General features: G+C 66.5%; 13 protein-coding genes. 11 read left to right on the top strand and 2 right to left on the bottom strand.

From position 1 onward, the window contains the following. Positions 1 to 790 precede the first annotated feature (790 nt). Both ACZ619_RS40675 and ACZ619_RS40670 read left to right on the top strand, forming a co-directional pair. On the top strand, positions 791 to 2,002 hold the full coding sequence (locus tag ACZ619_RS40675; RefSeq protein WP_469610460.1) for a JmjC domain-containing protein: 1,212 nt from the start codon (positions 791 to 793) through the stop codon (positions 2,000 to 2,002). Further along, positions 1,936 to 2,817, top strand: a complete 882-nt coding sequence (locus ACZ619_RS40670; protein ID WP_469610457.1) for an aldo/keto reductase — start codon at positions 1,936 to 1,938, stop codon at positions 2,815 to 2,817. Before ACZ619_RS40675 ends, ACZ619_RS40670 begins: the two co-directional genes overlap by 67 nt. An 8-nt stretch (positions 2,818 to 2,825) precedes the next feature. Here the strand turns inward: ACZ619_RS40670 and ACZ619_RS40665 are convergent, their stop codons facing one another. Both ACZ619_RS40665 and ACZ619_RS40660 read right to left on the bottom strand, forming a co-directional pair. Continuing rightward, complete coding sequence (locus tag ACZ619_RS40665; protein ID WP_469610474.1) at positions 2,826 to 3,665, bottom strand: phosphotransferase; 840 nt, start codon at positions 3,663 to 3,665, stop codon at positions 2,826 to 2,828. A gap of 32 nt (positions 3,666 to 3,697) precedes the next feature. Next, positions 3,698 to 5,128, bottom strand: a complete 1,431-nt coding sequence (locus ACZ619_RS40660; RefSeq protein ID WP_469610454.1) for a helix-turn-helix domain-containing protein — start codon at positions 5,126 to 5,128, stop codon at positions 3,698 to 3,700. Between the two features lie 1,010 nt (positions 5,129 to 6,138). Here ACZ619_RS40660 and ACZ619_RS40655 point away from each other — a divergent pair. The 9 genes from ACZ619_RS40655 (at position 6,139) to ACZ619_RS40615 (ending at position 14,245) form a co-directional block, all read left to right on the top strand. Further along, entirely contained in the window at positions 6,139 to 6,333 is a 195-nt protein-coding gene (locus ACZ619_RS40655) for a hypothetical protein (protein WP_469610451.1), read from the top strand. A 116-nt stretch (positions 6,334 to 6,449) separates the two neighbouring features. Next, positions 6,450 to 7,796, top strand: coding sequence for an ATP-binding protein (locus ACZ619_RS40650; RefSeq protein WP_469610449.1), 1,347 nt, complete (start codon positions 6,450 to 6,452; stop codon positions 7,794 to 7,796). Next, complete coding sequence (locus ACZ619_RS40645) at positions 7,783 to 8,259, top strand: roadblock/LC7 domain-containing protein (RefSeq protein WP_469610446.1); 477 nt, start codon at positions 7,783 to 7,785, stop codon at positions 8,257 to 8,259. The genes ACZ619_RS40650 and ACZ619_RS40645 overlap by 14 nt, the downstream gene beginning before the upstream one ends. 32 nt (positions 8,260 to 8,291) lie before the next feature. Continuing rightward, complete coding sequence (locus ACZ619_RS40640) at positions 8,292 to 8,618, top strand: DUF742 domain-containing protein (RefSeq protein WP_469610444.1); 327 nt, start codon at positions 8,292 to 8,294, stop codon at positions 8,616 to 8,618. A 40-nt stretch (positions 8,619 to 8,658) separates the two neighbouring features. Next, the gene (locus tag ACZ619_RS40635) at positions 8,659 to 9,201 is read left to right on the top strand and encodes a GTP-binding protein (RefSeq protein WP_469610441.1); all 543 of its coding nucleotides are present in this window, start codon (positions 8,659 to 8,661) and stop codon (positions 9,199 to 9,201) included. 86 nt (positions 9,202 to 9,287) lie between these two features. Beyond that, on the top strand, positions 9,288 to 10,517 hold the full coding sequence (locus tag ACZ619_RS40630; RefSeq protein WP_469610439.1) for a cytochrome P450 family protein: 1,230 nt from the start codon (positions 9,288 to 9,290) through the stop codon (positions 10,515 to 10,517). Beyond that, on the top strand, positions 10,514 to 11,779 hold the full coding sequence (locus ACZ619_RS40625; protein ID WP_469610436.1) for a cytochrome P450 family protein: 1,266 nt from the start codon (positions 10,514 to 10,516) through the stop codon (positions 11,777 to 11,779). The genes ACZ619_RS40630 and ACZ619_RS40625 overlap by 4 nt, the downstream gene beginning before the upstream one ends. 140 nt (positions 11,780 to 11,919) lie before the next feature. Beyond that, positions 11,920 to 13,215, top strand: coding sequence for an SAM-dependent methyltransferase (locus tag ACZ619_RS40620; RefSeq protein WP_469610433.1), 1,296 nt, complete (start codon positions 11,920 to 11,922; stop codon positions 13,213 to 13,215). Positions 13,216 to 13,336: 121 nt separating this feature from the next. After that, positions 13,337 to 14,245, top strand: a complete 909-nt coding sequence (locus ACZ619_RS40615) for an endonuclease/exonuclease/phosphatase family protein (RefSeq protein WP_469610431.1) — start codon at positions 13,337 to 13,339, stop codon at positions 14,243 to 14,245. The last annotated feature ends 224 nt before the right edge of the window (positions 14,246 to 14,469 follow it).

Below are 14,469 nucleotides of genomic sequence, written 5' to 3'. Positions count from 1 at the left end.
CCAAGGAAAACCGCACACACCGCGACTGAACCAACCCCAGGGGGTCAATTCTGCGGGAGCGGAACGTGCTCAATTCTGCGGGAGCATTGACAGGATAGACGACTAATACGAGTCCGCGCCCCTCGCACAGTTACAAGGTGTCTCCTAGCTCGACCCGGCCGGAGGACAGCTCGGCGCACCGTCCACAAGACCTGTCACACGTCTACTTTGCGGCACGGTCCCTGCCTTCGTACGCCAGACGAAGCCCAGCCGTACTCTATGGAGAGTTCGGCACCTCGGCCAAACGCCGAGACGCGCCGCTGTCCAAAACTCACTGGATCACCGAAGCGATATCACCGCCGTGATGTGCGACCGGTTGCTGCCTGAAGCAGGTTGAGCACAGGGGTGAGCAAGGGACGGTGCAGGACGGCGACGATCAATGCCCAGCACCGAGACAGCCCGACCTCTGTAGTGCCAGCCAGAAGCCTCAACAGGTTGGACTCCGCCCCGAAGACAGCCCATCGGAGCCCCGGTGGGCAACCCCAGTGGAAGGAGTACGCGGTGGACGACAACGCAACCCCAACGCCTGGTGGCCTACTCGTGGCCGTCGAGGTCTTGACCTCCGTACACGACCGCAACGACACCAGCGCTTCGGACCCGTCGCAGGGCGGCGGCGGTGACGGCCCCTGGCCTGGCGGCGACGGCCTGAACCACCCCGCGTAACACCCAGCGCACGACCAGACGGGGACCGTGTGATCCTGCACGGTCCCCGTACCGCGCGACCCATTTCCATTCGAAAGATGGGGAGAACATGGAGCACCGACTGATCCGTGGCATCGAGCGGGCGCTGGGCTGGAGCGGCCCGGCCGGTCTCGGAGGAGCCTTCACTCGCGGCAGCATGACGGACACCGCCCTGACCGAACGCATGCTGACCCCGCAACGCCTGTTGGACATGACGATGCGGCGCAGCCTCGCTTCCCCGCAGTTCCGTATGTTCCGTGACGGTGAGGAACTGCATCCAAGCCAGTACCTCGACCTGGAGGTCAGCCGGCGCGGCCAGAGCGTCGACATGGTGAACATGCGGCTTCTGGCCAGTCTGCTCCGCGAGGGCGCCACGATGGTCCTGGACCAGTCCAACGTATTCGATCCCACGATGGAGGTGGCCTGTCGGGCCCTGCAGTGGTGGTCCCGAGAGCACGTCCAGGCGAACATCTACCTCACCACGAATGAGGCCGCCGGCTTCAAGCTCCACTGGGACGACCACGACGTCGTGATCATTCAGCTCGCGGGAGAGAAGGAGTGGGAGGTCCGTGGAGTCTCACGCCCGTACCCGATGTACCGCGACGCGGCACGCAACGACTCTCCGAGCGAGGAGATCGTCTGGGCCGGCACCATGAAGACGGGCGACGTCATGCACATCCCACGGGGCCACTGGCACCAGGCCACCCGCAACGGACGCGGCTCCGGGCAGAGCCTGCACATGACGCTCGGGTTCGAGAAGCGCACCGGAGTGAACTGGCTGTCCTGGCTGGCCGACTGGTCGCGCGAGACCGAGATCTTCCGCCACGACCTCGACCGATGGGGTAGCACGGGCGACCAGGAAGCCCAGCAGCAGCAACTGGCCGAAGCCGCGATCTCGTTGATCGGCTCACGCAGCCCCGCGGACTTTCTGGCCGCCCGTAACCAGGAAGTCCGTCCGCCCCGGCATGTGCCGTACCTCGACTTTTTCGGGTCCCTGGCATCCGTCGTCTGCATCACCAACTTCCCGCCGCGCATTGTGGAGCACGACGACACCGTCGAGGTCGTCGCCGCGCGCAGGAAGCTGACGTTCGCGGTCAAGGCACTCCCCGCACTTCGCCTCCTGCTGAGCGGCCACCCCGTGCATATCGACGAGGCAGCCAGCGAGGTCGGTGCCGAAGTGGAACAGGTCGCGAAAATCCTGATGAAGGAGGAGCTGTGCGCGCCCCTGACCGCCGAGTTGTCCTCGGGCTACACCAATCTCGTCACCTGCGTCCCCAACTGACCAACGCGCTCGACCTCGGGGTCACCACGATCGACACGGCCTTCAGCTACCGAGGGTTCACCTCCCATGCGACCCTCGCGGACATCGGGCGCGGCTTGCTCGACCGCTTCACGATCTCTACGAAGGTTGGCTTCTTCCCGCGGTCAACCGGGGCCGAGCACTCCCTCGCCCCGGCCCGCCTGTTGGGGGCGTTGGAACAGACCAACCAAGAGCTGGGCCGCGCTCCGGACCTGGTCTTCCTTCACAACCCGGAGCACAGCCTCCGGGACACTGCTGCAGACCGTGCCCACGACGCGCTCGCCCAGGCGTGTGCAGAACTGGAGGACGCCGCGGCCAAGGGCCTCTGCGGATCGTGGGGCGTCTCCACCTGGAACCCGGCTCCGCTCCTTGAGGCGGTAGACGACACCGTGGCCAAGCCGGCCGTACTCATGGTCAGGTGCGGCCTACTCGTCGGCATCCAAACACTCCGTGCTGCCGAGTCACTCGCCCGTCAATGGAGCGATCAGAACACCGAGGTGTGGGGCATGAGTCCCTTTAGCGGAAATGCCCACGATCCCGTATGGAGAAGATTCGACGCCCGTGTCTTCTTGCGAGGCGATTCGGACCACCCCAACCAAATGCAGTCAGCCTTCAGAGCGGCCTACGACCTGCCGACAGTGAACACAGTGGCCGTCGGTACGGACAACCCAACTCACCTTCGCGAAATCGTCGACTCGCTGAATTTCGAGGTTGACAAGAAAGCAGTACTCCGATATCTGGATCTGCTGTCGAGCGAGGCAAGCCAGGACGCTCATAAGGCGTCGACAACCGGCTGATCACTTCCTCAGGCTGCGCCCCATCGAGCTTGGTCGTCGCGGTTTTGGAGGGTGGTGATGCGATGGGAAAGCTGCTGAGATGCCGCGATGTCACCTCGATCAGCGCGTCGAATGAATGAGCCGAGGGTGTGCACGTCTCGAATAGCGCAGAGCACAGGCAGCCCTGGCCACTGCCTGATGTCGTATCCATACCGAAGGCTAAATTCGTCAAGCTCTGAAGCGCTGCGCCCGAATCGGACCCCTTGGAAGGTGTTCGCCAGGTCGATCTCACGTGGGCCAACTGCTGCCTCATCCCAGTCACCGAGCCGTACGCCGTGGTGTCCCCAGAGAGTGTTTCCTGGATATGCGTCACCGTGGACATGCCCCTCTCCAAGAGGGAATTCAAGCCCCCGGTATGCCTCCATCAGTTCCTCTCTCCGTTCGGCCAGCCACTCACGCTGGGCCGGTTCCAGGGAGGTGCTTGACTCAATGGCGCCCTTAAGTGAGACGAGAGGCTGATAGTCCGGGAGAGGAATCGGGGGCCGCGGCAATGAGTGCAGAGCACGGAGCAAGGCGCCCAGTGCGCCGGCTGGCGGCCCGGCGCCCTCGCGTTGAGGGTAGTGGCGCCAGAACGTAACAACGTGCGGTAGATAGGTGAGCGGTTGCGGAACATCCGCGGGCTCCGTCGCCGGGAAGTTGTTGGCGACGAGCCACCGAGTGAGGGCTACTGCGGTCTTGAGACGCCGATGCTGATCAGCCGGACTGACCCGGACGACCAGGCCCTCGTCCGCGAGTATGTACACGGACGTAGCGTGCTCGTGAAGGCGACTGAGCGACCTGTCTGCCAGGCCGGATGCCCGGCAGGCCATGCGGGCGGCGGACTCAGGAGAGGCCGTCATAGTCATGGAGCAAGGACCTTCGTTCGGGTATCTATCGCTTCGAAGCCGCGAGCTGCGTCGGCCAGTTCACGCGCGACGGGGCTGCGAGCGATCCGCGGTTCCGCCAACAGCCTAGCCACTGCCTGTACGGCGTCGCCGAGTTGTCGAATCCGTCGGTCCGCTGGGAGCTCCAGGACGAGCCGAAGCTGCTCTCCGGCGCCCTCAATCTCCCCCGCCACGATGCGTGCTGTCGCGATGTCGAGGCGTGCCAGGGCTTCATCGCCGTACGACCTCTGCTCCGGAGGGCCAGCCTCATAAAGCTCGATGGCCACGGCTGCATGCTGCTCAGCCAGCTGATGTTCCCCAAGGAGCGCGAATGTCCCGCCGATGTAGTAGTGCTGCTTCGCTTCGGGGAACGTGAGCAAGCCTCCGAAACGAGTGAGCGCATCCGGAGCACCACCCCTGTCTCGGGCTCGTTTGAGGTCCTCGATGGCAGCCAAGGCTGTAGCGCGGTCGCCGATACGCGCCGCCGCCCGAGCTTCGATGGCCGCGATCCGGATACGTGTTTCGCCACCGGGTGACAGCAGGGCAGCCTGTCGCGTGTAGTCGAGAGCTGTCTGCCGTCGCGAGGACCACTCCTCAATGAGTGCAGCGGTGCCCTTCACCCAGGCCCGGAGATCGTTGTGATCGGCCTGTTCCGCGAAGGTCCACGCCGTTTGGAGCTGTGCGATGGCAGCGTCTTCGTCACCGAGGTTCTGCGATGCATGAGCGAGCAGCAGGGAGTTGATGCCGGCGAGCAACAACAACTTTCGAGTCCGGCCGAGCGGCTGGCGGCCATTCAGTAGAACGAAGACGCGATCCCGTGTCGATACAAGGTCCAGAAAGATCCGCTTCAACGGAGAATGGACGTAATCGCTGGCGATCTTGGCAAGCGTGCCTTCGATCTCTTCAAGCTCGGCCTCGCTCACGTTGCTCTTCGCGATGTTCGTGGCGAAGTGTAGTGATTGCGCAGCGGCCTGGGCCGCCAACTGATTCAGGTCAGTGGTCTCGTCTGCTCCGGAACGGGCGTCTATCGGAGCCGACTTAGTCTGGGCAGGTGCGAACGTGGACGAGGCTCCGTACTCGCGGAAGGGCGGAGCCAGCAGGGCGTCCGGTGTTCCGATACCTTCGAGGAACCGCGCGACTTTGTCGAGACTCGTTAGCCGTCGGTTGCCGGCTTCGAGCATTGACAGGAAGCTCTGACTAAGGCCAGCCATGGACGCCATGTCTTCTTGGCGAAGATCAGCTCTTTCGCGGATAAGCCTGCTTGCGCGACCGAAGTCCCATGTCGCTATGGCTGTTTGTACTTCGAGGTCAGTCCACACCACGTCCGGGACACTGGGGGCAGAGAGCGGTTCCTGCCCTCTGGCGCGAACGCACGCCGCGCACCGTTCGCCCAGGTTGTACTGGCTCAACCGGCATCCGCAGCTGGCACATGTGCGGGGACCCTTCGGCATCGCACCCCCCGTTCCTCGTCTGCAACTGCAGCGTACGAGCAGGTGCGGTGTGCGGATATCACTCTGGTGATAGGTACAGGTGGGAGGCATCGGAAAGCGCTCACAGGTCAGCCTGGGTCACCTTCAAGAGCTGGGGCACGCCGTCGAGGCTTCCGAGCACACATCCGCTTCCGGCCGCTGCTAGTTCCAGCGACCGAAGTCTTGACGGCTACAGCAGCGATCACAGGTACTCCACCTGCGAGACCAGCCGTGCCGTTATCCGGAAACCCTCGAAGCTGGAATGGGATCACCTCAGTGATATCACCTTCGGCATGTGCGTAATCACCTTTCACTGAACAGTCTTGGGGATCAGCCCACGTCCTGGTGACAGACGTTGCTCGGTCAAGCGGCCCAGTCGGTCCATTCGGACACACAGGAGACCCCGATGCTGGTCACTTCAGAGCGAGTCGCGACTGCTTCTGATCCCTTCCCTCCGCGGTGGCCAGCCGACACTGCGGAGCCGTCGCAGGGCTGGAGCCTTCCGCCCCGCCGGCCGTTGTTATCGCAGACGCAGTCGCTCACTCCCACGCAGTCGGAGTTGAGCTGGGGCGTTCAACTCGCGGCGTTCCCCCGGCCCCAGTTGGGTGCGGTCGATGTCGTGCAGGCCGGGCTCGGTCTCGGACTACGCGCGATAGAGGGCGTGCGAAGAGACGGATCTTCGGTCGGCCCGGTCCTCTGCTGCGAGTCTCACGCCCGGATACACATCCCTGTCGAGGCTGACACCGCCTACCGGTGGCACGCTCCGCAGACCCTGTGCCGCCCCGGAAACTGGGAATGTTCAACCGGCAAACCGCCAACACCGCAGTCGCACTGCTCGGGGGTCTGGTTGTTTCCGCCGGGAACGTGGAGCACCTGCACTCACGGGCCGGCGCTCCTTCACTGGTTGTCCCTGACGCGGTCCGCTGGCGTTCGGAACGGCGAGGGCCGGCATGGCGGTTAGCGTCTCGGCCGTCGTCCTACTGGGCTTCATCACGTTCCTGCTCGTCAAGAAGAGCGGGTTGAAGGCAGGACACGCGGTCGTATGCACCCTGTTCGGCTTCTATCTCGCCAGCTCCTCGATTGCACCGACCGTCTCGCAGGCCGCGACGAGCCTCGCCCAGATCGTCAGCAAGATCAGCTTCTAGCCGCCGGTTTCACGCCGTCCGGGCTGAAGCGTAACGGAACGTCACGCAATCGCGGCTGCGTGACATCGGGGTTGCTGCCTCTCCATCGCCAACGTTGCTTCTACTTCGGGGATTTGATGACCTCGCGCGTATTGGATCCGGTCCTGTGGGTGTTGGCCCTCGCGGTTGTTGTCGCCGTGGCCATGGCTGTGCGCTTCCGTGCCTCGTCGCTCGACAGCAAGCGCCGCGTCGCCAACCTGGAGACGTCCCTGCGGATGGAGCGCGGGGCGATCGAAGCCCGTGACGACGAGGTGCGGCATCTCGCTCACCAGCAAGTTCCCAGCCTGATCCACGCTGTGCTGAGCGGCCAGCAGGCAGCGACCCCGCCTCCCCTGCATCCAGAACTCAGCAGCAGCGAGTTCGGCCGGGCTCTTGCCGAAATCTTGCGCACGGTTCACGAGACGACGGTGCAGTCGGCTGATCGCGCGGAGAACGTGACCAGGACGACTCTGGGCACGTTCATCCGGGCGATCCAGCCGCTCGTGAACGAGCTGCAGGGTGCGGTGGAAGGCATGGTCGAGCGTCACCATGACGCGAAGGTACTCGCGGACGCGATCGAGATCTCCCATGGGGGCAATCAGCTGGCCCGGCGCCTTCAAGCCTTCAGCGTGCTCATCGGCTCATGGCCCGGACGACAGCGCGACCCTGCGCCGCTGATCGATGTCGTGCGTGGCGGCGTCTCACGGATCCGCGACTACGACCGTATCGAGATCACCGGCGAGGCTGCCTTCGCGGTGACGAGCCGGGCGGTGGAACCCGTCGTGCTGAGTCTGGCCGAGTTGCTCGACAATGCGGCCCGTCACTCCGATCCGGGCACGAAGGTCCAGGTCTGGTTCGTGCCGGCCGCCAACGGGGTGACCGTGTTCATCGACGACGCGGGTATCGGGATGACGCCGGAGAACCGCGTGAACGCGGGCCTGCTGCTTGCAGGTGGCCAGCAGATCTGGATCACCCAGATGCGCAACCCGCCCCAGCTCGGGTTCGTGACGGCCGGGCAGTACGCCGACCGCTACGGATTCCGGGCGGGCGCCGACCAGATGTCCGCTACGGGTGGTGTACGGGCCTGGGTGTTCATCCCACAGGAGCTGCTGGTGCCCCTCGTAGACGTGCCGAAGGCGGACGAACAGGTTCGGCTGCACCCCCCTGTCACCGCCTCCGCTCCAGCATCACCGGCCGAGCCGGCCTCTGCTCACGACGTACCGCCGCAATATCCGACGCGCGCAGACAACGGCCTCCCGCAGCGCACCCGGCAGGCCCCCAGGCCACGGCATGCCGCTTCGCCTGTTCACGAGACCCAGCCGCCGAGCGACGGCGGCCGTGCCGTGGGTGCCTTCCTGCGCGGCGTCGAACGCGCCAGCGCGCCGGGCCCAGTCTCAGCGCCATACCACCCCGAAGAAGGGAACCACACCGATGACGTTCGTTAACAGGAGCCTCGACAGGCTCAGCGGGCTGGGCTGGATGCTGGATGAGGAACTCCTCACCCAGCCGAGTGTCCTGCGTGCCATGGTGCTGTCGGCCGACGGACTGCCGCTCGTGTGCTCCAAGGACATCGACCGGGGCCAAGACATCCCCCGGGCGATGTCCGAGCGTGTGGCCGCAGCCGTCACCGGGCTGCAGGCCGTCAGCCAAGAGTCGACCGAGTTCGCCAGCGAGCCGAGGGCCGACGACGGCGATCTCTTCTCGGCCGGTCCGTGGCAGCGGACTCTGATCCAGTACAAGCAGGCGTACATCATCATCATCGCCGCCCGCGAAGGCACTTACCTGGCCGTGGCCATGGGCCAGAACGCGGACGTCGAGGCCGTGTCGTACCAGATGGAGAAGGTCGTCGACCGCATCGGCGACTACCTCGGCCTTCCCCCGCGGCAACCGGCACCGTCCGCGTCATGACCGCGTCCCGGCGCGTCCGGGGACCGGGCCTGGTGGGACTTCACGTTGTGACGGGCGGGCGCTCGGAGCCGAGCCGCAACCACTTCGACTTCGTCACGACCGTGCGCATCGCCAGTCCGGGCCTGGAGCGCACGGGCCTTTCCCCGGAGCAGCGCCGCGTGCTGGAGCTGTGCCGGCCCGGGGCGCTGACCGTGGCCGAGATCGGGGCGTATCTCGTGCTTCCCCTCAGCGTCCTGCGGGTCCTACTCGCCGACCTGATGGAACGCGGCCACATCACCACCAACGGAAAGTTCTACGCCGTCCAGGCGCCCGACCGAGAGGTATTGGAGGCAGTCCTTGAGGGGCTCCGCAAGCTCTAACCCCGCCGAGGGGACGCATCTGCGCGGTGACGAGACCACCGTGAAGATTCTGGTCGCGGGCGCCTTCTCCGTAGGCAAGACCACCGTCATCGGCACCATGTCGGAGATCCGCCCCCTGCGCACGGAGGAGGTGATGACCGAGGCCAGCGTCCCGGTCGATGACCTCACCGGGCGCCCGGGCAAGAGCGACACCACTGTGGCCCTCGACTTCGGCCGGATCTCCCTCAGCCCTGCACTCGTGCTCTACCTCTTCGGCGCACCCGGGCAGGGGCGGTTCTTCCCGATCCTGCGCCATCTCGCCCACGGCGCACTCGGGGCGCTGGTCCTGGTGGACACGCGCCATCTCGCTCAGAGCTATCCCGTCATCGGCACGGTGGAGGAACTCGGGCTGGCCTACGCCATCGCGGTCAACGAGTTCCCCGACTCCCCGAAGCACACCGCCGCGGAGCTGCGGGCTGCGATGGACCTGTCCGATCAGACCCCGTTGGTGTTCTTCGACGCACGTGACCGTCCCAGCTCCAAGAACGCTCTGATCAGCCTTGTGTCCTATCTCCTCTCCCTGTTGCCGGAGCCAACGCGATGACCACTCCACCTCCCGGGCCCGCCCCCTACTGGCCGCCTGCGGCCAGCAGCTGCCCCTACAGCCCGGCGGGATACACCCCCGCATCCATGCCACAGCAGCCGCTGCCGATTTACGGGCCCGAATTCAGCACGAACCCGCGCCTGACGTACGAGCGCCTGCGGGCGCAAGGCCCCATCGCGCGGTGCGAACTCCCCTACGGTGTCGACGGCTACATCACCACCACCTACCGCTCCGCGCTGTACCTCCTGCGCAACACCCCGAGCATCTTCCGCAAGGACCCCCACCACTGGCAGGCCCTACGCGAAGGGCGCGTGCCCGCCGACTCCCCCGCGCTGATGATGATGCGCCCGCGCCAGAACGCGCTGTGGCTCGACGGCTACGACCACTCCCGGCTGCGGAGCGCGGTCACCGACAGCCTTTCCTGGGTCGACACCCATGCCCTGGCCGCCAGCGTGGCCCGCATCGCCGACCAACTTCTGGACCGCCTCATGAACCAGGAACACCCCGACCTGGTCGCCGACTTCGCCGACCCGCTGCCCATGCAGGTAGAGATGGAAATGTTCGGCTGCACGCCCGACAACGGCCGGATCATCGCCACCTCGATCGCCAAGCTCTTCGACACCACCCAGAACGCCGCCCGGGTGAATGCCGAACTCGAAGAGGCGTGCCTGGAACTGACCCGGCTCAAGCGGCACCGGCCCGGCCACGACGTGACCTCCTGGCTCGTGTCCCACCAGGCGCGGTTGTCGGACGAGGAGATGATCCAGCAGATCCTCCTGCTGATCGGCGCCGGCACCACCCCGTGTACCAACCTGATCGCCAACGCCCTGCTCCTGCTCATCACCGACGACCAGTTCGGCGGGGACCTGCACACCGGTGTCCGGCCCATCTCCGATGCACTCGACCAAGTGCTGTGGGACGACCCGCCGGTGTCCAGCTACTGCCCCCTCTACCTGCTCGAAGAACACACCTATGAAGGCGTTCGGCTGCTTCCCGGCGTCCCGATCCTGGTGTCCTTCGCCGCGGCCAACAGCGACCCAGCCCTCGCCGCCAGCTCCGAGCGCCGCTCGGGCAACCGGGCCCACCTCGCGTTCAGCGCGGGCATCCGTGGCTGCCCGGCACCTCACCTGGCCCGCGTCATCACCGAAACCGCCATCGAACGCGTCCTGGACCGGATCCCCGACCTCGCCCTCGCCTGCCCGCCCGACCAGCTCGTCCGCCGCCCCGGCACGTTCCAGAGCGGCTGGACCCATCTTCCCGTCACCTTCCCCCGGACGGCCTCCGCCGTCCCGTACTCCAGTAGAGGACAGCGATGACCACCCAGCTTCCCCCCTCCGGCTGCCCGTTCGCGATCGACCCGGCGGGCACCGACCTCCACGCCGAAGCCCGTCGGCTGCGTGCCCTCGGCCCCGCCGCCCGGATCGAACTGCCCGGAGGCGTCGCTGCCTGGTCGGTCACCGATCCGGGCCTGATCGAGCGCCTTCTGCTGGACGACCGCGTCTCCAAGGACGCCCACCAGCACTGGCCCGCCTTCGTCGACGGGCAGATCCCGGAGAAATGGCCCCTTCGGCTGTGGGTCCAAGTCCGCAACGCCCTGACCGCCTACGGCCCCGAGCACCAGCGGCTGCGCCGCCTGATCAGCACCGGCTTCCAGATCCGCCGCATCCGCGCGCTCGCCCCCGCCATCGAGGACATCGCCCACTCCCTCCTCGACGGCCTCGAACGCCACCGGGGCAGCAGCCACCCCGTGGACCTGCGCGAGCACTTCGCCTGGGTGCTGCCGCTGCGCGGCGTCAACATGCTCCTGGGCGTCCCGGACAACCTCCACGACACCTTCCGCGAGCTGATCGGCGGCGCCTTCGCCACCGACATCACCGAGGCTGAGGCCGAGGCCCGCAACCTCGCCCTCTACCGGGCCCTGGACGGGCTGGTCACTGCCAAGCGCGAGATGCCCGGAGACGACGTCACCTCCGACCTGATCAGAGCCCACGACTCCGCCACCGGCACCCAGCTGTCCCACCAGGAACTCATCGACAGCCTCCTGCTGCTCATAGGTGCCGGCCACGAGACCACGGTCAACCTGATCGACCACGCCGCGGTCAACCTCATGACCCATCCCGACCAGCTCGCCCTCATCGACGCCGAGAACTCCAGCATCACGATGGACGACGTCGTGGAAGAGACCCTTCGCCACCAGGCCCCGGTCGCCAACATCCTCCCCCGCTTCCCCACCACCGACATCCACGACGCCGAGACCGGGCTCACCTTCGACGCCGGCGACCTCATCGTCATCAACTACGCCGCCGCCAACCGCGACCCCCGCGTGCACACCGACCCGGATCGCTTCGACGTCACCCGTCCCACGCGCAAGAACCACCAGTCCTTCGGCGTGGGAGCCCACTACTGCCTCGGCGCCGGCCTCGCCCGCCTCGAAGCCCGCATCGCCTTGGACGCCCTCTTCGGCCGCTACCCCCGCCTCACCCTGGCCACGGCGGCCGAGGACCTGCGTCCGCTCGCCTCGTTCATCTCCAACGGCCGCCAGCAGATCCCCGTCCACCTCGACGGTGCGCTGGCCTAGCCCACAACCTGTGGTCAACTCACGGCGCAGACTGCCCCGCTGGCATGTCCCCGTCGCATGCCATCCCCTGCGCGCCGTCGGCGCGACACCCGCTGCGTGACCTGCCCCTCAACCTCCACAGGAACGTTCGGAGCGCTCTCATGACGATCACCACTCCCGCCGCGAGCTCGAAAGGCATCGACGCGTCCACGTTGTTGACCAACGCGCGGCGGGAGCTGGACAGCATCTCCTTCCGCGTGCCAAACGCTCCCCTGGCCGTCGCCACGACCCTCACATCCCTGGAAGCACTTGCACTGCGCCTCGTTACGACCGCCAAGACAGATCCGCTTGCCGACAAGTCCGAGGAAGAGAAACAGACAGAACTCCGTGCGCTGATCGTCATGATCGAGGAGCGTGCCAGTTCGAGACCGCGGGCGGATCGGGCGTACGAACACCTGCTGGTGCTGGTGCGTCTGACGCAGGAGTTGCTGCGTTGGCTGGAGCAGGCACACGGAATCGAACCGCCCCGCATACAAGCCGCATCCGCCCGCCGCCGCAACCGGACGGCACCCGCCGTCCAGCCTGCCCCAGCGAGCGGAAGCGCGCCCGCCGGCCATACCGTCGGATCGACTGTCCCGCTGCCGGCACTGGGATCGGCGATCGCTCTGCGGCAACTGACCGCCAAGCCGAGCACGGCAAGGGTCCAGGACTGCCTCCGACGCGGCAAAGACCACTACCCCGTCGACATCAACATGGCCGAGCGGCTCCTCACCGTCGCCCCGTTCCTTGTGGATGCCGTCGCCATCAATGACGCGTTCGCCCTCCGTGCGGTCACCCTGCTCGCCGGCCAGTTGGGGATCACGCAGTTCATCGACCTCGGCTGCGGGCTCCCCACCTCCCCGACGCTGTACGAGACGGCCGCCGCTGCCGTACCCCGACGACGCAAGATCGCCGTGGCCTACGTCGACCGCGACCCGATCGTCATGGCCCATGCCGCCACAATGCTCACCGCGCCACGCCCACACCGAACCGCGCATGTGCATGCGGATCTCGCCCAGCCCGACAGCATCCTCACCGACCCGGACCTGCTCGGCACGCTGGACCTGACCCGGCCCGTGGCCGTACTCGCCCATGCCGTCCTGCACGAACTACCCGGCCACCTCGCCTATCCCGCCATCTCTGCCCTCACCGGTCGGCTGGCGCCAGGCAGCGCCCTCTGCATCACCCACCCCACCGCCGCGCTGCACCCGGGCCCAATGAACCGGGTCGGCGATCTGTACACCGAGTCGATCGGTCCCATCGCCCTGCGCAGCCCTCATGAGATCGGCCGCTTCTTCGACGGATGGCGCCTGCTTGAACCCGGGATCACGGAGACCGCCAACTGGCATCGCGCCGCAAACCCCGCCCATCCCCCAGGTGCCTCAGCAGCGTTCGCGGCCATCGCCGTCAAACCGTGACCTCGGCCCCATCTGCATCGGTCTGCTGAGCGATGCGCCAGGCCCGCATGCCGCCCGTCCCCTCCGTGCCCCCCGTCGCGGAGGGGACGGGCTCCTTATCCGCCCGCCCCGGAGGACCCTCTTGCTCGTCGTCGATGACAGGGCCGAACTGCGTGTTGCGTCCTGGAACGTGGAGAAAAACGGACGTGGCCGAGACGGCAAGGGAGATGTGCGTCGCGAGTTCCGGCAATTCCTTGCTGCCTTCAATCCGCACATCGTCTTCCGGCAGGAACTGACCGGCGCCTGGGAGAACGGCTGGTTCGATCTACACGAGGAGGCGCAGGAACTGGGCGAGCTTCTCCCGTTCATGCCCAACCCGGCGCCGAACCGCAGCCGCAATCTCCCTGGGATCATGGTTGACCCCCGAGTCTTCGAGGTCGTCTCCCACACCCACCACGATCTGCCGTGGAAGCCGTTCTGCAAGGTACGTGTCCGTCTGAGGGGATGCCCCGAGCCTCTCGAACTCCTCTCGGCGCACCTGTGTCACTTCGATCCGACCCTGCGCGCCACGGAGGCCCGGTGGCTCACCACGGCCGCAGACCACGGCCGTACCGTTCTCATGGGGCTGGATGGCAACAGCTACCCGCACCGGATCGGTGACGAAATCGCGCGGCTCCTCCTGTGGGCCCAGGTCGACGACCCCGTCCACTACCAGCACCGCACCATCGTGCGGGACGGCAGGCGAGTCTCCGACACACAGCCGAGCGAGATCCTCACCGGCGGCAAGCACGTGTACGTCGATCTCGCCCACCACGCGGGCACGGTCCTGGGACAGCGCGAAGCCCTTACCCCGACCGCGAGTCTGACCCGTACGGACCAGGGCCCCGCGCAGCGCATCGACTGGATCCTGTCCACCCCCAACCTGGTGCCGGCGCTGCGCAGCGTCGAAGTCGTGGCCAGCGAGGAGGTGTCTCGATGGACCGACCACGCATTCCTGATCGCCCGCTTCAGCCTCACCGACATGCAGCGCATCCTCACGCCCGGCCGCTGACCAACCAGCCGCGATGCGAGGCGCTCGCCGGACAAGGAGCCTTCGTGTCGGCCGAGAGCGGAGACCTCTTGAACGGCAATGGGGCGGCGCCCAGTACCGGCTGTCTCACCAGTCCCATGGGCCACTTGCCTATCAACTCGCGGCGATTCGGCCACGCGCCATGTCTCGGGAACCGTTCTGGATGGCGGCCGGCGACCTGCGGCCCCCGAATTCATGGGGCGGGG

The organism is Streptomyces sp. NPDC104367, from assembly GCF_055583825.1.
This window is presented reverse-complemented; position numbering and strand designations above follow the sequence as displayed.